Source organism: Betaproteobacteria bacterium (assembly GCA_016194905.1).
GTDB lineage: Bacteria > Pseudomonadota > Gammaproteobacteria > Burkholderiales > JACQAP01 > JACQAP01.
In genome coordinates this window covers 75,195-95,315 of record JACQAP010000028.1, presented here as the reverse complement: position 1 = coordinate 95,315, position 20,121 = coordinate 75,195, and the positions used below count along the sequence as shown (strand labels likewise).

The following is a 20,121-nucleotide window of genomic DNA, read 5'->3' as shown; positions in this document are numbered from 1 at the left end:
CTCGGCGTTCACTCGCGTTACGGCCTGCACACTCGCGCTGTCACCAATTCGTGACACGCTTACCCGAAGGCTTCAGCCATTTCGTTTCCTCCATAGCTGCTCCGGTTGCTTCCGGCTGGAGCCGTTGCCGGGTGGGGTTTGCACCCACTGGAAAGCGCCGCCTTTGCACGGCGCACGCCAAAAACAGCCCCTTTTGATAACTCCCGATAGCAGTCATTCAGCTTGGCCGAGGCATTGTCTTGGGCCCAACCGAAGGCCAAAATGCCTGGGACAACCTCTGTCCGGATAAGAAATTGAACCGACACTGGTGTCGGCTAATTCAAAGTTTATATGGCTTCTGTTGCGACACGGAGGTGAACCATGTATTGGCACAGTTCGCTACGCACCCTGGCTGTTATCGTTCTGCTGCTCGCGGGTATGGCTGCCGCGGAAACGCCAAACCGCGTCACCATTCTGTACGACTCGTTCGGCAAGTCTCCTTCGCTGACCATGGATTGGGGTTTCGCAGCCCTGGTGGAGTATGGGGGCAAGCGCATCCTGTTCGACACCGGGAACAATGCCAGGATCTTCGAACACAATGTGAAGGCGCTTGGAGTTGACCTGCGGAACATCGATTTTGTGGTCATCTCGCACCGCCACGCCGATCACACCAGCGGCATCACCTACCTGTTGACAGTCAATCCCAAGGTGCAGATCTATGTTCCTGACGAACCCTGGGGATTGTTTGCGCGCGGAGTGAAGAACGACTTCTATCGCAAAGACCCATCGTTGCCCGCCGACATGCGCTACTATGGCGGCCATCCGCCGGAGATCCTGGAAGCGGGCACGCCTTGGCCGGGCGGCAATTTTATCCCTATCAGCCAAAGGACTGAGGTGGCGCCCGGAATATTTATCCTCGCTGGCGTCTCCACATCTCCCGGCACGCTGGAGCTGAAGGAGCTATCGCTGGCCATCAAGACTCCACAGGGAGTGATTCTGATCGTTGGATGCTCGCATCCCGGCGTGGAGCACATCATGCAGGAGGCGACCGCCATCGATCCTCACGTCAATATCCTGTTCGGCGGGCTGCACCAGATCCAGAAACCCGATCCCGAGGTGGAGCGCATTGCCGCCGTGCTGCACGACCAGTACAAGCTGGAACGCGTGGCGCCGGGACATTGCACCGGCGAGCCGGAGTTCGCCGCCCTGAAGAGAGCATTTGGTGACCAGTACGTGTACGCGGGCGTGGGATCAGTGGTTGATCTGCCGGCGCCACAGTAGCTTGGACAGCCAGCAGAGGACAGTAGGCTTGCCGCAGACTACTGTTGCTGGCTGTTAGTCGTCGAGCGGGCTTTTTGCTATCGAGAATGGCCGGCGTCTGTTTACGGCACAGTGATGATGCCGGTTAAATTCATGAAGCACCGCCCGACTTATCCGTAGACTCGTTTTTTGCTGGCGCCACATAACACGTCATCGGACCGGAGCGGCGGGTAGCGGCTCTCCCAAATTGCGTGGTTGGTTCAACGCTCTTGTGTTCGCCGCCGCCCGTCAACTCTGACGTTGAACGTCTGCTTCCCGCCGTCCGCAACTTCCGCTTTGGGTCGATAGCGGACGATCAATGGGGCTCCCTATCAGACACGGTTGTGCGTGTAGGGAGGAGCGCTTTCTGAAGCTCGATAAGCATCCTCAGCGCGCAGACCGCGCCAGCAACTCCACGAGGTAGTCTTTCCACAACGTCGCATCGTTGACACTGGCGTGACCGCGGGTGCGATCACTGGCGGGAACCAGAACGTACCGCGCGCCGGCAATGCGCCTGATCTCGCGCTCCATGACGCCCAGTTCGACCGGATTGCGCTCGTCATCCTCGAAATTGACCGCGGTGACCGAAGCCCGGATACCCTCCAGGCCCGGTGCGGGATCGTAGTCGCGCGAAGCATCCCATGCGTAAAGCAGATCATTGGCGTCGCTATTCTGCATGCGCTGCTGCACCAGCTTGTCCAGAAGATAGTCCGTCGAATTCAGCGTCGGCGCTTCGCGGTAAAGTTGCCTGGTGCTGCCGGCACTGATCACAATCATCCTGAGCGCGGTCACGAGTCCCTGCGGTTGCTGCTCGTAATTGCCGTCCTTCCATTGCGGATCGTTGCGGATCGCGTCGATGATCAGCCGCCGTTCCATGCGATTGCGGCCGGCGATCTGCGCGGGCAGACAGACCAGTGGCAGTACCGCATCCATGAATTGCGGATATTTTTCCGCCCACATCCAGGCGTGCATGCCGCCCATCGACGCACCCACGATCAGCCGCAGGTGATCCACACCCAGCCCCTCGGTGACCAGGCGGTACTGCGCCTCGATCATGTCGGCGTAGACGTATCGTGGGAACCTCGCGCGCAAACCGTCGCTCGGCTTGCTCGACTTGCCATGGCCGATGCTATCCGGAACGATGATGAACCAGTGGCCCGCATCCAACGGCTGGCTGCCGCTGAAAAGTTCTCCGGCAAAACTATCCGTTAGAAAGCCTGCGCCCCGGCCGTTCGTGCCGTGCAACAGCAGCACTGCGTTAGTAATGCGCCCATCCACGTTTCGCGCCGGCGTACCGAGCGTGAAGTAGTGCAATCTGAGTTCGGGAAGCGCTTCGCCGCTGGCGAAGCGAAAATCGCGAAGGATGAAGTCGCCGTGGACCGGCTCGGGATACGGCGCCGCCTGCGCCGTTACTGCGCAAAACAGAAAGAACGGAAAGAATGAATCACGGAGGGCACGGAGAAATAACATGAGATTTCAAGGAGAGACACTGAATCCGCCCGGGATGACGACATGGGAACACGGGTATCCAGCCGATTGTGTTCATGTCGAACCTCGCACTTCTCCGTGTCCTCCGTGTCCTCCGTGGTTCAAGATTCGGTTTTAGATTGCCGACTTGGGAAATGCTCCTATGCCGCCGGACGCCGCAATTCCTTGGTGGTGACGCGGAACAGCGTGCGCAGATGGCGCGGATCGGTCAGTGTCGCCGAATGCAGCACGGAGGCGTTGTCCCACACCACGACATCGCCCACGCCGTACTGCATGCGATACTGGTATTTCGTCTGCGTCGAATGCGCAGCCAGTTCGCGCAGCAGGCCGATCCCTTCTTCGTCAGGCATGCCCTCGATTGCGAACGAAGTCCCGGATACCGCGTACAACGCCTTGCGGCCGCTGTAAGGGTGGCGGCGCACCAGCGGATGGCGGATCAGTAACGCGCCGCGCTTCTCCTTCTGCTCCAGGGTCGGCGCGAAAGCGGAAGTACGCGAAGTCTGATCGAGGTCGTCGCGATTGCCGTAGACATTCAGCGTAACCAGTCCTTCGATGTGCTTCTTCATCGCCGCTGGCAGGTCTTCGTAGGCCTGCTCCTGATCGGCGAACAGCGTGTCGCCGCCGACCTTTGGGACTTCGACCGAATACAGCATCGTGGCCCGCGCCGGAATATCCAGATAGGAATAATCGCTGTGCCAGTAGGTACCGCCGTCCGCCAACCCGACCGGCTTGCCGTCGCGAACCACGTTGGACAGCACCAGGATGTCCGAATACTCCGGATGGTGAAACTGATCGAGCACGTGAGGCTCGGGTGGGCCGAAGCGTTTCGAAAATTCAAGGAAGGACGCCGGCTGAAGCTTCTGCCCCCGAATGGCGAGTACGTGGTGGCGGTGTAGTGCATCGCGGACTTCATTGAACGCCGCATCGGACAAGGGTTGCGAAAGATCGAGGCCGTCGATGTCGGCGCCCATGCAGGACGAGGATTTTCTGACCGAAATCATGTTTGCCTGGCTCATTTCACGAATTCAGGCTCATTTCACGAACGCAGGCATCAGCCAGCGCGGTAACGCAAGTATAGCCTCGGGAAACAGGATCACGAAGGTCAGTACGCCGAGCATTGGGATGAGCAGCACCAGAACGTCCTTGAGCGCTTCGCGGATAGTCACTTTGCCGAGCGAGCAGGCGATCATCAAACACAAGCCGTAGGGCGGCGTCACCAGCCCGAACGCGATCGAGATCACGCCGATGATTGCAAAATGGATCGGATGCATCCCCACGCTCGCAGCCAGCGGCGCGAGAATGGTACCGAGAATGATGATGGCGGGAATGGCATCGATGAAGCAGCCGATGACCAGAAAGGAGCCGGCCACGATGAATCCGACGCTGATCGGCCCTCCGCCCCAGCCCGACACCCAGTTCACGAAAACCTGCGGCACGTGGAAGTAGGCCAGCAGCCAGCCGAATGCGGAAGCGGTGCCGATGCAGAACAGCGATATCGCGGCAAAGCGCGCGGATTCGTAAAGCACGGTTGGAATCTCGCGGATGCCGACCGTGCGATACACCACCGTGCCCAGCAGCAGCGCGTAGATCACCGCGACCACCGAGGCCTCGGTCGGGGTGAAGAAACCGCCGACGATCCCGCCGACGATGATGGCCGGCGTGGCCATCGGCAAGAGCGCATGCAACAGCGCCGAGCCGAACTCCGCCAGGGTCGCCCGGGCGTAGATCGGGTAGTGCCTCAGCTTGGCATAGATCACCACGACGACCATCAGCGACAGGCCGATCATCACGCCCGGCAGGACCCCGGCGAGAAACAGTCCACCGATCGAAACCGAGATCACGCCACCCCACACCACCATCAGGATGCTGGGCGGAATGATCACGCCCATCACCGATGCGCACGCCGTCAACGCCACGGTAAAACGCGCATCGAAGCCCTGCTTCTTCATCGCCGGGATCAGCACGCCGCCCACGCCCGCGGTCTCGGCGGTGCTGGAGCCGGAAATGCCCGCGAACAGCATGCTGACCACCACGTTCACGTGCCCCAACCCGCCGGGAAGGTGGCCGACAACGGTACGCGCGAGTTTGATCAGCTTCTCGGTGATGCCCGCCGCGTTCATCAGGTTGGCCGCCAGCAGGAAGAATGGAATGGCGAGCAGCAGGAACGAGTTGTAGGACTTGAGCATTTCGTTCAGCAGCAGGAAAGGTGTAAGCCGCTCGTCGATGAAAAACACCGGCACGCAGGCCAGTCCCAGCGCGAACGCCACCGGCACCCTCAGCAGCAACAGCACGAAAAACATGCCGAACAGGATCAGCGCAACCTGGAAGCTACTCATCGTGACCCCCGCGATACAGTTGCACGTCTTTGCGCAGCTTCTCGAACAGGAAGATCGTGTAGGCCACACCGGCCAGCGGCCACGCTATGTGGATCGCGAGCATGTTGAGTCCGGTGAGCTCCGATTCCTGGTTGTAGCCGAACAGCGAGAACTCGTAGCCGAACCACACGAAGGTCAATGCAACCAGCAACATCATGGCGTGACGCACCATCCGCATCAGCGCCCGACCGCGCGGAGTTTTCGGTTGCCGCAATACTTCCAGGTCAAAATGCGTGCCGTCGCGCACTGCGATCATCGAGCCGAGCATGATGATCCAGATGAAGGCCAAGCGTGCCGCTTCCTCGGTCCAGATATAGCGCGGGATGAATCCGGTAAAGCGCGACAGGATCTGCATGCACACCGGCAAGATCAGCAATCCCATCAGCAGCGTGAGCAGGATCTGCAGCCCACGGTAGAAGTAATCGACGATTTTCTTCAAGTGAAAACCTCAACGCAGAGACGCAGAAATCGCAGAGGACGCAAAGGAACACGAATGAAAGAAAACGGGACAGGGAACGGCCTGTAATATTTGCGAGGGTGGCCATTGCGCGGATCGTGATCGTTTCTGCTCTTACCCACGATGTGCATTTCTCTGCGATCTCCGCGTTCTCTGCGTCTCTGCGTTGGGTGTTGGAATTATCTTTACTTGATTGCGTTGATGCGGGCGAGCACGTCTTCGGCGCCGACTTCCTTCGCATACATCTGCTTGATCGGCTCGGCGAGCTTCAGCAACTGATCGCGGTCGGCAAATACGTAGGTCTTCAACTTGCCTTCCTTTTCCATGCGCTGCAGCCGGGCCTGATCTTCGCTCGACTCAAGGTTGCGTCCGTAAGCGCCGGCTTCGCGCCCGGCCTTGACGATCGCGTCCTGCAGCTCCTTCGGCAGGCGGCGGAAGGTCTTGCCGGAAAAGCAGACCGGGCGCACGGTAATAGCGTGGCGCGTCAATGAAATATGCGGGCCGACTTCGTAGAACTTCATCTGCTCCAGTCCGGCCGCCTCGTTTTCCGCGGCCTGGATCACACCGGTCTGGATCGCGTTGTAGATTTCGGTATAGGCGATGACGGTGGGTGACGTGGTAATCGCCTGGAACATCTTGGTCTGTACCGGCGCGCCCATGACGCGGATATTCAGCCCCTTGAGCTCCTGCATGTTGCGCACCGGCTTGTTCACGATCAGATTGCGGGTGCCGCCGCCGGCATAGCCCAGGATCATCACATCGGCGCGCTTCGCCACCTCATCGGCGATCGGCTTGAGCGCGTCGCCGTCCAGCACCTTATGCCATTGGTCCAGGTCGCGAAACAGGAAAGGCATGTCCATCAGCGGCGCCGACTTGGCGAAGGTGGACATGTGCGAGGGCGAAACGATGGCGTAGTCCACCGAGATGCCCTGGCTCAGGTAGGCGAAATAATCTTTCTCGGTACCCAGTTCGCTGTTTCGGTGCAGGACGAAGTCGACCGGTTTGCCATAGTACTTTTTGATCAGTTCCTCGAACTTGAGCAGTGTCTTGTTAAACGCGTGCTCATCGTTGAACTGGACCGCACCATGCAAGGTAATCGTCTCGGCGCGGACCACGGACGATGTGATGGCAACCGCGAGCATTGCCGTGAAGACGAAGCGGATGGCGGCATTCATGTATATCCTCCATGGAATCATCGCAGAGTTCGACGCTCGAGGGTCGAGGTTTGAGTCACTTTCTCTCGCTCCTCGGCCCTCGATCCTCGGCCCTGATCTTAACGGTGAAAGTAGGTGACTTTGCCCAGCACTTCCTGATTGACCACGCTCTTCGGCACGCGGCCGGCGGCGAGGTCGCGGCAGGCACTGAACACGCTTGCCGCGATCGTGTTGATGCACTCGTCGGTCAGGCAGATGTGATGCGGCGTGACCACGATGTTTTCCAGCTTGAGCAGGGGGTTGTCGGGTGAGACCGGTTCTTGTTCGAACACGTCGATGCCGGCACCCGCGATCCGATTGTTCGACAACGCCTCGTATAACGCCTTTTCATCGACGATCGGCCCGCGCGCGGTATTGATGAAATACGCGCCCGGCTTCATCAGGGAGAGCTGGCGGGACCCGACCAGCTTGCGGGTCTCGTCGCTGAGCGGACAGTTTACGCAGAGGAAATCGGATTCGCGAAACAGCGTATCCATGTCGACCAGCTTCACGCCGAGCGGCGCAACCGATTCCTGGGTCACGTAAGGATCACAGGCCAGATACCTCATGCCGAACGGCGCGGCGAGGCGGAACAGTTCGGAGCCGATGTTACCCACCCCGATCGAGCCGAGCACGCGGCCGGACAGTCCGGTGCCGAAGTGGTTCATACGCTCGCCCCAGCGGCCTTCGCGGGTGATGCGGTCCTTGATCATGACCCGCTGCGCGAGCATGAGGATAAATGTCAGCGCAGAAGTTGCCACGGGACGGCGCACGCCGTCGGGCGTGATGGCCAGGATCACTCCGTTCTCGGTGCAGGCCGGCACGTCGACGGTATCGTAGCCGACGCCAAAGCGGGCGATCAGCTTGAGCCGGCGGTTCGGCCCGGATACGGTCTTGCGCGTGACTTTGGCCAGCATCACGGCGAGCGCGTCGTACTTGGCCGCGGTCTCGGGTGTCAGCTCGGCTTCGATCTCGGGCAGGAACTCATAATCGATGCCCGCGTCCTGCAGGAGCTTGAAGGCTGACTCGTCGAAGATCGGCTTGCCGTCGGGCTTGATGTTGTCCCGGGTGATGCCGACGCGAAATTGGGCCTGGACCATTTTCTCTCCTCCTTGGATGCGCCGGCCCTTGTTGGACGCCCGGGCCGGTCGCGGGTCGAACACCTACTTCTTCTTTGCCTTCTTCTTCTCTGCCTTTGCCGAAGCCTTGAGTGAATTGAGCGTCGCCATGCCCTGCGTCAACGCGCCTTGCAGCAGCATCGAATCGACGCCCATGGCAAACAACCGGAACCCCTTGTCCCAGTACTCGTGGCTCCATTTTTCGTCCGCGGTCATGCAGGCGAGGATTTTGCCGTGCTTCTTCGCGGCGGCGACCATTTTCTTGATCGCGGCGACGTATTTGGGATGGTCGAACTGCGCCGGGATGCCGAGGAAGTTCGTGAGATCGAAATGGCCGAGCCAGAGCACATCCACGCCGGGAACAGCCGCGATCTTCTCCACGTTCTCGATGCCCTCCGCGGTTTCGATCAGGCACATGACCAACGTGCGCTCGTTGGCGATCCTGATCTTGTCGGCGACGCTGCCGCCGATGTAGTCGTCCGAGGCGAACCCGAACGCCGCGCCACGCCGTCCGGCCGGCGGATAACGCGTGCACGAAACAATGTGCCGCGCCTCTTCGGCGGAACCCACCATCGGCGCCATGACGCCCATGACGCCGAGATCCAGCGCGCGCGAGATGTAGTGATATTGATTTGCCGGCACCCTTGCCATCGGCACGAGATCGAGCCCGCGGCACAGGGCCGCCTGGTCCTTGAGCGTTTCGTAGCTGGTACCGGCGTGTTCCATGTCGATCAGGAGGAATTCGGCGCCGCAGGACTTCACGATCTGCGGCAGGCCGGGAACCAGGAATTCCCAGCCGAAAGCACCGAAGACGGGCTGGTCTTTCAGGAGTTTCTGTTTGACGGGATTGGTCCGCATAGTTCAGTGTCCGTGGCTAGTTTGGGAAGGGCCGAGAAAAACATTGGGACTCAATTTAAAGCCTACGCCCGTTATCGTGAACTCTCCGGACTCTGTCGCTCCCACTCGACCCTCGAACCTCAGCCCTCCAACCTGAAGTTTCATGCTACGCATGAAACTTCCCTACCCACGCCGGATGCTTCAACACTTCCGTGTTGACGATCAGGTGCGGTTTCCGGCCGTGCGCCAGATCCACCGCCGCCTTGAATGCGCTCTGGCCGAGCAGGCTCATGCATTCGTCCGTATGGCAGATAGCATGCGGGGCGACGATCACGTTGTCCATTTTCAGCAGCGGGTTGTCGGGCAACACCGGTTCCTGCTCGAACACGTCGATGGCGGCGCCGGCGATGCGATTGTTCCTCAGCGCATCGATCAGTGCCGATTCGACGACCACCGGACCGCGCGCCGTATTGATGAAGTAAGCAGTGGGCTTCATCAGTGCGAATTCGCGTACGCCGATGAGACCCCGGGTTTTGTCATCGAGCAGCGTATTGACCGAGATGTAGTCCGACTGTCTGAGTAGTGTGTCCTTGTCGGTCATGGTCACGCCGAGCGATGCCACGGCCGACTGCGGGACATTGGGATCGCAGCCCAGCAGTTTTATTCCGAAGGGCTGCGCGAGTTTGAAGATCTCCTTGCCGATGTTGCCGACGCCGATCACGCCGAGCGTGCGCCCCATCAAACCGCTGCCGAGATAGTTGCCTTTTTCCGCCCAACGCCCTTCGCGCGTCAGCCTGTCCTTGAGGAACATGCGGTGCGCGAGCGCGAGCACGAAGCCGATCACGCTGGCCGCCACCGGCCGGCGCACGCCGTCGGGCGTAATGGTCAGCAAGACACCGTTTTCAGTGCACGCGGCCACGTCGACCGCGTCATAGCCGACACCGAATCGGGCAATCAGTTTTACTTTTCTATCGGGCGTCGACAGCGTCTTGCGCGTGACCTTCGCCGACATCAGACAGATTGCGTCGTAGGCATCGCCGTATTCCGGCGGCAATTCCGCCACCTTCTCCGGCAGGAACTCCCATTCGACCGCCGGATCCTCGAGCACCTTGAATGCTTCTTCACCGAATATCGTGCCGTTCGCGGTGATCGCGTCGCGGGAGATTCCAATCTTGAATTTCGCCAATTGCTGTTCCCCTCGTCCCTAATCCCTAACCCCTGCGGCGTTTACATTGCCGCGCTGAACGCCCCGTCCGTCACCAGAATATGGCCGTTCACGAAAGACGCCTCGTCCGACGCGAGAAACACCGCAACCGGGCCAATCTCGTCAAGCTTGCCCCAACGCCCCGCCGGCGTGCGCTTGCAAACCCAGTCGTTGAATTCCTTGTTCTGGATCAGCGCGGTATTCATCTCGGTGGCAAAGTAGCCAGGCGCAATCGAATTGACGGTGATATTGTGCGGCGCCAGTTCCACCGCCAGTTCGCGGGTCAGCGCGTGCACCGCCCCCTTGCTGGCAATGTAAGCGGAAATGGTGGGCCGGGCGAGAATGGCGGCAACCGAGCCTGTCATGATGATGCGGCCTCGCTTCGCCGGGATCATCGCTTTCGCGGCTTCTTTCGCCAGCGCCCACACTGCAGTGAGATTGGTGGCAACCACCCGCTCGAAATCGGCGGCTTCGAACTCGGTGATCGGCTTTCGGTGCTGGATGCCGGCATTGGCGACGAGGATGTCGAACCGGCCGTGCTTCTTTACTGCGGCCTGGATGCAGGCACCGCCCGCGGCGTGGTCGGTGACATCGAAGGTCACCGCCTCGCCTTTCAGGCCCTTGGCCGCAAGTTCCCTGACCCGATCTTTCAGCGCCGATTCGTCGCGCGCATTCAGGATCACATGTGCGCCGGCCGTTGCCAGCGATTGCGCCATCGCCCAGCCCAAACCGCGGGATGCGCCCGATACCAACGCCACCTTCCCGGCCAGATTGAACATGTTTGCCACCTCCGATATTTGTTGTTCTTGTAACTTCTGTTAGATCGTGACGAACAAGCTCTAAGGCTTTTTTACATCCCGTCACGCGTTATGGGCGCAGCCCGGTATCCCTGTGGACACGTTCGCACCCCTCAAGGGAGTATAAAAAAGAATCACGCCGTCACGCATGCCCGACGCTTCGCGTCAGGGCATGTACTGCCCGCCGTTCACTTCCAGGATCTGCCCGGTCATGTAACCGCTGAGCTTCTCCGACGCGAGAAACAGGAAGGCGCCCGCACACTCGTCCGCGCTTCCGAGCCGGTTCATCGGAATGCTGGCCTTGAAGCTTTCGAGCATCTGCGGCGTGGAGTAACGATCGTGGAAAGGTGTCGTGATGACGCCGGGCGCCACCGCGTTCACGCGGATCTTGTCCTTGACCAGTTCCTTGGCGAGGCCATGCGTAATGGTGCTCACGAAACCCTTCGATCCTGCGTAGAGCGACGCACCCGGCCCGCCGCCATGGCGAGCCGCTACCGAGGTCACGTTGATGATGGCGCCGCCACTACCCTGCTTGCGCATCTGTTGCGCAGCGGCGCCAGAACAGATCATGGTCGAGCGCACATTCAGGTTGATGACCTGCTCGAACAATTCGTCGGTAATGGTTTCGATCGGCGCGCGCTGCACCAGTCCGCCGGCGTTGTTGATCAGCACATCGATGCGGCCGAAGCCGGCGACCGTCTTGTCGACAATCTGCTTGCAGATCGCGGAGTCGGTGACGTCGCCACCGACCAGCAATGCCTTGCCGCCGGCCTTCTCCACCTGCGCCGCGACTTTCTCGGCTTCGGCCCTGCTCTTGTTGTAGTGCACCGCGACTTTCGCCCCATTCTGTCCAAATGCAATCGCTGCGGCTGCGCCGATGCCGGTGCTGGCACCGGTAACCAGGACGACTTTATTCTTCAGATCTTCGATCATTCCTCCTCCCCAAAATCGGTGACTGGTGACGGGTAACTGGTGACTGGCAACCTAACTCGTCTCGTCTTTTTTCTCAGTCCTCAGTCCCGAGTCCTCAGTCCTGCTTTTACGGCAGCAGCACGGTCGAGCCGGTGGTTTTGCGCGCTTCTAGGTCGCGATGCGCCTGCGCGGCGTCCCCCAGCTTGTAAGTCTGGTTGATCTCGATCTTGACCTTGCCTGCTTTCACCACTTCGAACAATTCCTTCGCGGACGCTTCCAGGTCTTTGCGAGCCGCGGTGTAAGTCATCAGCGTCGGCCTGGTCACGTAGAATGAACCCCTTGCCAGCGTGTTGATGTCAACACCGGTCACGGGTCCCGAACCGTTGCCGAACACGGCCAGCAGGCCGCGCGGCTTCAGGCAGTCGAGCGAGCCCGCGAAAGTGTCCTTGCCGACCGAATCGAACACCACCGGCACTTTCGCGCCGCCGGTGATTTCCTTCACGCGCTCGGCGAAATTCTCGCGTGTATAGACAATGGCGTGGTCGCAGCCGTGCGCCTTCGCGATCTTGGCTTTCTCGTCGGACCCGACGGTACCGATCACGGTCGCACCGAGCGCTTTGAGCCACTGGCAGGCAATCAGTCCGACGCCGCCGGCCGCGGCGTGGAACAACACCGTCTCGCCCTTCTGCACGCGGTACACCCGCCGAATCAGATACTGCACCGTGAGGCCCTTGAGCATCGCCGCCGCCGCCTGCTGATCGGAAATGCCCTCCGGCACCTTGACCAGCCTCCCTGCCGGATACAGTCTAACTTCTGAATAGGCGCCCGGCGGGCCGCCGGCATAGGCCACACGGTCGCCGACCTTCACCTGCGTTACACCCTTGCCGATTGCCTCCACCACACCTGCGCCTTCGCTGCCGACGCCGCTCGGCAGCGGCAACGGATAGAGGCCGGACCGATGATAGGTATCGATGAAGTTCAGGCCGATCGCGGTGTGCCTGACTTTTGCCTGGCCCTCTGCGGGAGCGCCGACTTCAACATCGTCGAGCTGCAGGACTTCGGGCCCGCCTGTTTTGTGGAAACGTATCGCCTTAGCCATGTCTCACTCCTGATTGTTGTTTGTCGACCGATGCCTCGAGTGGCGTACAAACCCTCACCCCTAACTAACGAACTGATTCACGAAATCCGCGCCGAGGCCTGCTTTTTGATAGTGAGCGCGGTATATCTCGATCTTGGTGAACACCTCCTCGTAATCGACGGTCGAGCCTTTTTCGTCCGCGCCGGCGATAACGTCAGGACGATCCCAGCACTTCATCGGCGTACGGTCGATAAGGGGTTGACGGCGGGAGAGATCGTCCTGCAGCGCCCGGGTCGGGGGAGTGGCAATCCAGCCCGGCGCGACAGCATTCACTCGTATTGTATCAGGGGCATACGCGATCGCGAGCAACTTGGTCAGTCGCGCGGCGCCGCCCTTGCTGGGAGCATCGCCGGGGACCATTCCACTGCCGAACGTGCGTGCGCATGGCCTGCGGTGCGGCGATGCTAGTCAGATTTTTGTCGAATCCAGTGCAGAGGGCGGGGCGACGCCGGCCGCCGTAGTCTACTTTACGCGCACCAGCTTGAGATCGGCTTCGCGCTGGGACACGAGGCGGACGAAACTGCGGATCTGCGGGTAAACCGTTTCGCGGAATTTGCGGCCGCTGAAGATGCCGTAATGCCCCAGGCCCTTCGCCAGCAGATGTTTGCGCTTGTCGGAAGGAATGCTCCTGCAGAGCGTTTGCGCCGCTTCGGTCTGGCCGTTGCCGGAAATGTCATCCAGTTCGCCCTCGATCGTGAACAGCGCGGTCTTGCGGATCGTTTCCGGACGCACCGGGGCACCGCGTACCGACCATTTCCCCTTCGGCAACTGGAATTCCTGGAACACGACCTTGATCGTGTCGAGGTAGTACTCGGCCGGCATGTCGAGCACGGCGTTGTATTCGTCGTAGAACTTGCGGTGGCCCTCGGCGCTGTCGCCATCGCCACGGACCAGATGATTGTAGAACCGTTTGTGCGCATCCATGTGACGATCCGGATTCATCGCCAGGAAGCTCGCGTGCTGCAGGAATCCCGGGTAGACCTTGCGCATGAAGCCCGGATAGTTGGCCGGCACGCGCATGATGACCTGATCGGAGAACCAGGAATGCGGGCGTCCCGAGGCAAAATCGTTCACTGTGGTCGGATTGCGGCGCGTGTCGATCGGGCCGCCCATCATGATCATCGCCTTCGGCACGGCGGGATCGTTTTCCGCAGCCATGAGCGATACCGCGGCCAGCACCGGCACCGTCGGCTGGCATACCGACATCACGTTCAGTTCCGGCGACAAGAAACGGATGAATTCGCGAATGTAGTCGACGTAGTCGTCGAGATGGAAAGCGCCCTGCGCCAGGGGCACCATCTTTGCGTCCACCCAGTCGGTGATCCAGACGTCATGGTCGGCCAGCGCGGTACGTACCGTATCGCGCAGCAACGTCGCGAAATGCCCGGACAGCGGTGCCACGATCAACAGCTTCGGCTGCTCGACGTCGACGGCCTTGCGAAAATGCAGCAATTGACAGAACGGCTTGTCGATCACGACTTCGCGGGTGATCGCCACGCGCTCGCCATTGACCAGAGCTTCGTCGATGCCCCACTCCGGCTTAGGATAACGCCGCATCAGGCGCACAAACATCTCGCTGTTGGCGGCAATGGTTCGGGACAGCGGCGTGTAGGCCAGCGGGCTCAGCGGATTGGTAAACAGATGCCGTGCGGTATCAGCCCATGCCACCGCGGGTGCCATCACCGATTTCTGAAATTCATGCAACTGATAGATCATCGTGCCTCGTTTCGGAGAAGGCTGAAAACCGCCGATTTCTCAATGTGAAACGTCCGAAAGCCCGGACTCGGCGGACTGTAAAGACTCTGTCATGGAGCGTCAAGGAAGCGATATGACCCGGTCCCGACTGTTATAACGGCCCGAGCGTGGGTTCCTGCATGGCCGCAACCTGCTCCCGCAGTTGCAGAATCTGGTCTTGCCAGTATTTCGTCGTGTGGAACCAGGGAAATGCCGCGGGGAATGCGGGGTCATCCCAGCGCCGCGCAAGCCACGCCGAATAGTGGATCATCCGCAACGTGCGCAGCGCCTCGATCAGGCCGAGTTCGCGACGGTCGAATTCCGCGAAATCCTCATACCCCGCCAGCACATCGGAAAGCTGTCGGGTCATCGAAGCCCGGTCACCCGACAACAACATCCACAAGTCCTGCATGGTGGGGCCCATGCGGGCATCGTCGAAGTCGACGAAGTGCGGTCCGTCGTCCGTCCACAACACGTTGCCGGGATGGCAATCGCCATGCAGGCGTAAGTTGCTGACCGGGCCCGTGCGATCGAAGCAATCGTGCACGCCGGCCAACGCCTGGTCGATGACGCTGGAATAGACATCGCGAAGTTCGGCGGGAATCCATTCGCTGCCGAGCAGATACGCGCGCGGCTCCTCGCCGAAACTCGCCATGTCGAAAGCGGGACGGTGCGCAAATGGGGCGATCGCGCCGACTGCATGAATGCGCCCGATGAAACGGCCCAGCCATTCCAGCGTATCAGGATCGTCCAGTTCGGGCGCCCGCCCGCCGCGGCGCGGGTACAAGGCGAAGCGAAATCCTTCGAACGCATGCAGCGTCGAATCGAGAATCACCAGGGCGGGAACCGCCGGAATCTCGCGCTCCGCCAGTTCCGCGGTAAAGGCATGCTCTTCGAGTATCTGTTCATCGGTCCAGCGTGCTGGGCGGTAGAACTTGGCAATGAGGGGCTTCTCCTCTTCAATCCCGACCTGATAGACCCGATTTTCATAGCTGTTCAATGCGAGCAATCGTCCATCGGTGCGGAATCCGGTGGAATCGATTGCGTTCAGAATCAGATCGGGCGTCAGTCCGGCATACGGTGGTGTCGTTTCGCTCATGCCGCGACGATACGCGAAAAAATCCCGCGGCTCACGACGAAGCAAAGCGGAAGGAATTCAAGGCGAAACAAATGAACCACGGATACCCTCGCGAAGCGTGGAGTACCCTTTTAGGGCACGGAGGAAAAACAGAAACGGGAAAGAACGATAGGGGTTAAATGCGAGATAACTGTCTGCGCACCTGTACGCGCAAATTTTTAATCGCGACAAGTCGTCCGCCAATGAAACCCCCTAGCCCGGTTTCTGTTCTTCTCTTGCCTTTCCTTCGTGCCCTCCGTGTCCTAAAAGGGTACTCCACGCTTCGCGAGGGTATCCGTGGTTCACGTTTTATTGGGCTTGTGTGGCACAGGGTGACGTGCGTAGCCGCTTTCGCTACAGTGGCAGCCGGCGCCTACACGGCGCGTTCAAGGAGATCAAGTTGAAGTCCGTTATCCGAGTGTTCCTGGCGGCAGCCACCATCGCAATCGCCGCCCCAATGGTCCACGACGCAGCCGCGCATGAAGACGAGATCAAGAGCAAGGTGCCCGCGCTGGTGACCGAGCACATCACCATTGCGTCCGACACGCCGGGCATCCAGCTCTACATCCGCAACAAGCGCCCGCAGGAAGTCGTCATATCGGCCGACAGAATTTTGCTGTACGTGCACGGCGCAACCTATCCCGCCACGACCGCGTTCGACCTCCGGCTCGACGGCATGTCGTGGATGGATTACATCGCCGCGCACGGCTGGGATGTCTACCTCTTGGACCTGCGCGGCTACGGCCAGTCGACGCGACCGCCGGAAATGGACCAACCGGCCAGGGACAACACACCCATCGTGACCACGGATGTCGCCGTGCGCGACGTCGGCACGGCGGTGGACTACATCATGAAGCGGCGCAAAGTGTCGAAGATCAATCTGCTCGGCTGGTCCTGGGGCACATCGATCATGGCGGCTTACACCGCCGCCAACAATGACAAGGTCAACAAGCTCGCACTGTATGCGCCGCTCTGGCTGCGCAACACCCCGGGTCTGATCGGCGGCGACGGGCCGCTGGGCGCGTATCGCGCGGTAACCAAGGAAAACGCCAGGAAGCGCTGGCTCACCGGCGTTCCGGAGGACAAACAGGCGGACCTCATCCCGGCGGGCTGGTTCGACGCCTGGGCGGAAGCCACCTGGGGAACCGATCCGAAGGCGAAGGACAGCGGACAGTTGCGCGCGCCCAATGGCGTGATTCAGGACGTGCAGGATTACTGGGCCTCCGGCAAACCCTATTACGATCCCGCGAACATTCGCGTGCCTACGCTGCTGATCAAGGCGGAGTGGGACCAGGACACACCGGCCTACATGTCGCAGGCGCTGTTCCCGCTGCTGAAAAACACACCGGCGAAGCGCTACGTGGAAATCGGCGAAGGCACGCACACGGTCATCATGGAAAAGAACCGCCTGCAACTGTTCCGCGAAGTGCAGTTGTTCCTGGATGAAGCAGCAAAATAAAAATCTCAACGCAAAGGCGCAGAGGACGCAAAGGACCCAGAGAAAGGCAAAAACATTATTGGAAGAAAAAATCCAATATCGCTTGTCGTTAGATTGTTCGTCTCACGGACGTTATTCGTTAAGGTTTTCCTCTGCGACCTTTCTTGCTTTTCCTCTGCGACCTTTGCGTCGACGCCTTTCGAATTTGATCTAATGCGAAGCTGCAACAGGCTGGATGGTTTCGGCGACTTGGACATTTGTCACCCGACACTCCGCCAGCAGGCTGAAAATGCCACTGCCGACCGCCGCCAAGTCGTCGCCGGGTTGCAGCGCCCAACCATATTCCTGCGACAGCGATGCGTCGAAAGGCGAACGCAAGCGGATGCGGATGCTGCCATCGGCGCAGGCGGCAACAACGGCCTCGGCCTCGCCGACATGCGCGCGGAACTTGCGCAGCGCGGCGCTGAGGAACAACTGGAAGCCGAGTTCACTTGCGGCGAATTTGCCGGCTTCGATCGCCTGCAGATGACTCATCGGCGGTCGAGGTATCGGCAACAGCGACAATCCCGGCTGCCCCAGCTGGGCGGCCAGCGCCCGGGTGAACGGCATTCCCCATGCGCCGATATTGCCGGCGGTTTCGGTAAATCCCGGAGCATCGGCGGATGTGACAGAAACGCCGGTCAGAAAACGCAGATGCACCTCTTCTTCGTCGCCCGCTATGTGGATTTCCTCGGGCGGGAGATCCAGCGGCGGGAAATTTTTCCGGTCCGTTTCGCGTGACCGGCGATAGACCGCGCTCGGTTTCAGCGCGGCGAGCCCCGCCGCCGAGACCAATGCACCGCTCAGGCCGAAATTCTTCATCGGGCCAAGCGTGCCGTGCATTTCAAACAGCTTCTTCAGTTCCCCGACGTCCGCCACCACTCCCGGCAGGATGAGCGGCCCGCGCCCACCCGTCACGACCAGGATCGGAATGGCGAAGATGCGCAAATGCAGCGCCGCTTCACCGGGCGCTTTCAGCGCGGCATCCAGCGCAGCGGCCAGCATTCGAAACGCCGCATGGGAGGTTGATTGGGCGAGCGCCTGCTCGATCAGTGGATCGTCGCCGCTCCGAAGAGCCCGCTCAATGGCGTCAGACAGGTTTTCGGCTGCCTTTCCGTGCTGCATCGCAGAACCCAGTCCAACCGCCTGTTGAGCGAGCGCGACCAGCGAATTCGACGAGAACGGCACGTAACGACGGGGATCGGGAAGGGTTTTCATTGGGTCGGATTCAGCGGGCGGCCATTGTAGCAACGGCGGATCGAAACGCCCTGCCGTGTCGCAACGAAAGCTTGTCTTGACTCTGTCCGGTCAAGTGCTAGAACGAAAGAGGCGGCCGCCGGTGCAAATAAGTGGAAACACCCCCGACGCGCCGTCTTCTGAACGTTCAGCAGGCCCACGAAACATTCCTATTCCTATAGGGGGAGTCGAGCATGTGGTTAACCGAAAAAGAACGTAAACAAACTGCGCACGCCGATGACGCCAGCTTTGCGTCGCCGGTACCCACGCAGATCGTTTCAAACGGCGAATACAATCCGTTGCCGCAAACCGAAAAGCAGAAGCAGGTCGAGGGACGCATCAAGGAACTCGCCGACCAGTATGCGAAAAAATTGAACATGGACCGCCGCCACTTCCTGAAGACGTCCTCGGGCATGGCGGTCGCGTTCCTGGCCATGAACGAAGTGTTCGGTCCGGTATGGAACGTGTCCGAAGCGGAAGCCGCGGATACCGATGCAGCGGACGCGCGCGCCAACGCGCTGAAGAAGCAATTCATCTTCGACGATCAGACGCACTTCGTGCGCGACGATTTCGACAAGGAGGGTTTGCTGGGCCTGGGCAAATACGCGTCCGAGCACTGGAACCCTGACATGCTGAAAGACATACCGCTGGTGCTGCAGCGCTACAAGTTCCAGAACTATCTGAAGGAGATCTACCTCGACAGCGACACCAAAGTCGCGCTACTGTCCGGGGCGCCCTTCGACGATCCCACCTGGTGGCTGCTCTCCAACGACCAGATCATCCAGGCTCGTTCCGCAATCAACAAGGTTGCGGGTTCGCGCCGCCTGTTCGGCCACACGGTGATCACGCCGGGACAGCCGGGGTGGATGGATGAAGTGGATAGGGGTATCGCCGAACTGAAGCCGGATGCATGGAAGTGCTACACGATCGGGGATCCCTTGTCGCCATCCACCAAAGGCACCGCCTGGCGCCTGGATGACGAAAAACTGGTCTACCCGTGGTACGAGAAAGCAATGAAGTCTGGCATCAGGACCATCGCGATCCACAAGGGCCTGTTGCCGCTCGACTACGAGACTTCCTGGCCCGGCGTGTGGAAACATGCCACCCCGGACGACGTGCTCAAGGCCGCGAAAGACTGGCCGCAGATCAACTTCATCATCTATCACGGCGCGATGAGGAACTTCCTCGAGGATCCGCAGCACTCGCTCGACAAGTTCGAACAGACCGGCCGCATCGATTGGACGACGGATGTATGCGAGCTTGCCAGCAAGCACGGCTGTAAAAACGTCTACGCCGAGCTCGGCACGACGTTCGCGACGGTCGCCGTGGCCAGCCCGCGCCTGGCAGCGGCCATGATCGGGCAGATGGTGAACCACATGGGTGCGGATCACGTGGTCTGGGGTTCGGACTCGGTTTGGTACGGCAGCCCGCAGTGGCAGATCGAAGCCTTCCGCCGTCTGGAAGTTCCGGACGACATCATGCAGAAGATGGGCTGGAAAACCAGGCTCGGCGCAGCCGACGGCAAGATCAAGAACACGATCTTCGGCGAGAACTCGGCGCGTCTGTACAAGTACAAGATCCAGGCGGAGTATCCGGATCTCAGCCGCGACCAGTTGGCGCTGATGAAGCAGAGCTACGAAGCCGAGGGGGTGGAACGCAACAACGTCGCCTACGGCTACGTCGGGACCAGGACGGCGTAAGGCCGCCGCCAGGAAAGGAAACGGGGAGCGCAGGCTCCCCGTTTTTCTTTGCGCTGCCCG

18 protein-coding genes are annotated in these 20,121 nt (G+C 60.3%); 3 read left to right on the top strand and 15 right to left on the bottom strand.

Annotated features, from left to right (window positions below):
• The first annotated feature begins 360 nt into the window (after positions 1-360).
• The gene (locus HY067_18815) at positions 361-1,260 is read left to right on the top strand and encodes an MBL fold metallo-hydrolase (protein MBI3530004.1); all 900 of its coding nucleotides are present in this window, start codon (positions 361-363) and stop codon (positions 1,258-1,260) included.
• Positions 1,261-1,665: 405 nt separating this feature from the next.
• On the opposite strand, the gene HY067_18810 is transcribed toward HY067_18815, so the two are convergent.
• The 14 genes from HY067_18810 to HY067_18745 all read right to left on the bottom strand — a co-directional run bounded on the left by HY067_18810 (position 1,666) and on the right by HY067_18745 (position 15,630).
• Positions 1,666-2,748: an alpha/beta fold hydrolase gene (locus tag HY067_18810; protein MBI3530003.1), complete on the bottom strand. Its 1,083-nt coding sequence runs from the start codon at positions 2,746-2,748 to the stop codon at positions 1,666-1,668.
• Positions 2,749-2,906: 158 nt separating this feature from the next.
• Positions 2,907-3,782, bottom strand: coding sequence for a TauD/TfdA family dioxygenase (locus HY067_18805; protein MBI3530002.1), 876 nt, complete (start codon positions 3,780-3,782; stop codon positions 2,907-2,909).
• Positions 3,783-3,797: 15 nt separating this feature from the next.
• Positions 3,798-5,102: a TRAP transporter large permease gene (locus HY067_18800; GenBank protein ID MBI3530001.1), complete on the bottom strand. Its 1,305-nt coding sequence runs from the start codon at positions 5,100-5,102 to the stop codon at positions 3,798-3,800.
• The gene (locus tag HY067_18795; protein ID MBI3530000.1) at positions 5,095-5,580 is read right to left on the bottom strand and encodes a TRAP transporter small permease; all 486 of its coding nucleotides are present in this window, start codon (positions 5,578-5,580) and stop codon (positions 5,095-5,097) included. Before HY067_18795 ends, HY067_18800 begins: the two co-directional genes overlap by 8 nt.
• Positions 5,581-5,783: 203 nt before the next feature.
• The gene (locus HY067_18790; GenBank protein ID MBI3529999.1) at positions 5,784-6,773 is read right to left on the bottom strand and encodes a TRAP transporter substrate-binding protein; all 990 of its coding nucleotides are present in this window, start codon (positions 6,771-6,773) and stop codon (positions 5,784-5,786) included.
• Between the two features lie 98 nt (positions 6,774-6,871).
• A complete protein-coding gene (locus HY067_18785) occupies positions 6,872-7,891 on the bottom strand; it encodes a hydroxyacid dehydrogenase (protein MBI3529998.1) in 1,020 nt (339 codons plus the stop codon).
• A 63-nt stretch (positions 7,892-7,954) separates the two neighbouring features.
• A complete protein-coding gene (locus HY067_18780) occupies positions 7,955-8,767 on the bottom strand; it encodes a hypothetical protein (GenBank protein MBI3529997.1) in 813 nt (270 codons plus the stop codon).
• 145 nt (positions 8,768-8,912) lie between these two features.
• Positions 8,913-9,932 (bottom strand): dehydrogenase, encoded by a 1,020-nt coding sequence (locus HY067_18775; GenBank protein MBI3529996.1) that lies wholly within the window; start codon positions 9,930-9,932, stop codon positions 8,913-8,915.
• 41 nt (positions 9,933-9,973) lie between these two features.
• Positions 9,974-10,738, bottom strand: coding sequence for a glucose 1-dehydrogenase (locus HY067_18770; protein ID MBI3529995.1), 765 nt, complete (start codon positions 10,736-10,738; stop codon positions 9,974-9,976).
• A 174-nt stretch (positions 10,739-10,912) separates the two neighbouring features.
• Positions 10,913-11,677 (bottom strand): glucose 1-dehydrogenase, encoded by a 765-nt coding sequence (locus HY067_18765; protein ID MBI3529994.1) that lies wholly within the window; start codon positions 11,675-11,677, stop codon positions 10,913-10,915.
• Between the two features lie 109 nt (positions 11,678-11,786).
• On the bottom strand, positions 11,787-12,758 hold the full coding sequence (locus HY067_18760; protein ID MBI3529993.1) for a quinone oxidoreductase: 972 nt from the start codon (positions 12,756-12,758) through the stop codon (positions 11,787-11,789).
• 60 nt (positions 12,759-12,818) lie between these two features.
• Entirely contained in the window at positions 12,819-13,157 is a 339-nt protein-coding gene (locus HY067_18755) for an SDR family oxidoreductase (protein ID MBI3529992.1), read from the bottom strand.
• Between the two features lie 102 nt (positions 13,158-13,259).
• Complete coding sequence (locus HY067_18750; protein MBI3529991.1) at positions 13,260-14,513, bottom strand: polyhydroxyalkanoate depolymerase; 1,254 nt, start codon at positions 14,511-14,513, stop codon at positions 13,260-13,262.
• Between the two features lie 130 nt (positions 14,514-14,643).
• Positions 14,644-15,630: a serine/threonine protein kinase gene (locus HY067_18745; protein MBI3529990.1), complete on the bottom strand. Its 987-nt coding sequence runs from the start codon at positions 15,628-15,630 to the stop codon at positions 14,644-14,646.
• 475 nt (positions 15,631-16,105) lie between these two features.
• On the opposite strand from HY067_18745, the gene HY067_18740 reads away from it, so the two are divergent.
• Positions 16,106-17,107 (top strand): alpha/beta fold hydrolase, encoded by a 1,002-nt coding sequence (locus tag HY067_18740; protein ID MBI3529989.1) that lies wholly within the window; start codon positions 16,106-16,108, stop codon positions 17,105-17,107.
• A gap of 189 nt (positions 17,108-17,296) precedes the next feature.
• Here the strand turns inward: HY067_18740 and HY067_18735 are convergent, their stop codons facing one another.
• Positions 17,297-18,343 carry a hypothetical protein gene (locus HY067_18735; GenBank protein ID MBI3529988.1) on the bottom strand — a complete coding sequence of 349 codons (1,047 nt, stop codon included), beginning with the start codon at positions 18,341-18,343 and terminating at the stop codon, positions 17,297-17,299.
• Positions 18,344-18,555: 212 nt separating this feature from the next.
• Between HY067_18735 and HY067_18730 the strand changes: the two genes are divergently transcribed.
• Positions 18,556-20,061, top strand: a complete 1,506-nt coding sequence (locus HY067_18730) for an amidohydrolase family protein (protein MBI3529987.1) — start codon at positions 18,556-18,558, stop codon at positions 20,059-20,061.
• The last annotated feature ends 60 nt before the right edge of the window (positions 20,062-20,121 follow it).

What these genes read in the sequence shown, in the direction of transcription:
- HY067_18815 (MBI3530004.1), top strand. Translation starts at nt 361, where the DNA reads ATGTATTGGCACAGTTCGCTACGCACCCTGGCTGTTATCGTTCTGCTG.
- HY067_18810 (MBI3530003.1), bottom strand. Translation starts at nt 2,748, where the DNA reads ATGTTATTTCTCCGTGCCCTCCGTGATTCATTCTTTCCGTTCTTTCTG.
- HY067_18805 (MBI3530002.1), bottom strand. Translation starts at nt 3,782, where the DNA reads ATGAGCCAGGCAAACATGATTTCGGTCAGAAAATCCTCGTCCTGCATG.
- HY067_18800 (MBI3530001.1), bottom strand. Translation starts at nt 5,102, where the DNA reads ATGAGTAGCTTCCAGGTTGCGCTGATCCTGTTCGGCATGTTTTTCGTG.
- HY067_18790 (MBI3529999.1), bottom strand. Translation starts at nt 6,773, where the DNA reads ATGAATGCCGCCATCCGCTTCGTCTTCACGGCAATGCTCGCGGTTGCC.
- HY067_18785 (MBI3529998.1), bottom strand. Translation starts at nt 7,891, where the DNA reads ATGGTCCAGGCCCAATTTCGCGTCGGCATCACCCGGGACAACATCAAG.
- HY067_18780 (MBI3529997.1), bottom strand. Translation starts at nt 8,767, where the DNA reads ATGCGGACCAATCCCGTCAAACAGAAACTCCTGAAAGACCAGCCCGTC.
- HY067_18760 (MBI3529993.1), bottom strand. Translation starts at nt 12,758, where the DNA reads ATGGCTAAGGCGATACGTTTCCACAAAACAGGCGGGCCCGAAGTCCTG.
- HY067_18755 (MBI3529992.1), bottom strand. Translation starts at nt 13,157, where the DNA reads ATGGTCCCCGGCGATGCTCCCAGCAAGGGCGGCGCCGCGCGACTGACC.
- HY067_18750 (MBI3529991.1), bottom strand. Translation starts at nt 14,513, where the DNA reads ATGATCTATCAGTTGCATGAATTTCAGAAATCGGTGATGGCACCCGCG.
- HY067_18745 (MBI3529990.1), bottom strand. Translation starts at nt 15,630, where the DNA reads ATGAGCGAAACGACACCACCGTATGCCGGACTGACGCCCGATCTGATT.
- HY067_18740 (MBI3529989.1), top strand. Translation starts at nt 16,106, where the DNA reads ATGGTCCACGACGCAGCCGCGCATGAAGACGAGATCAAGAGCAAGGTG.
- HY067_18735 (MBI3529988.1), bottom strand. Translation starts at nt 18,343, where the DNA reads ATGAAAACCCTTCCCGATCCCCGTCGTTACGTGCCGTTCTCGTCGAAT.
- HY067_18730 (MBI3529987.1), top strand. Translation starts at nt 18,556, where the DNA reads ATGTGGTTAACCGAAAAAGAACGTAAACAAACTGCGCACGCCGATGAC.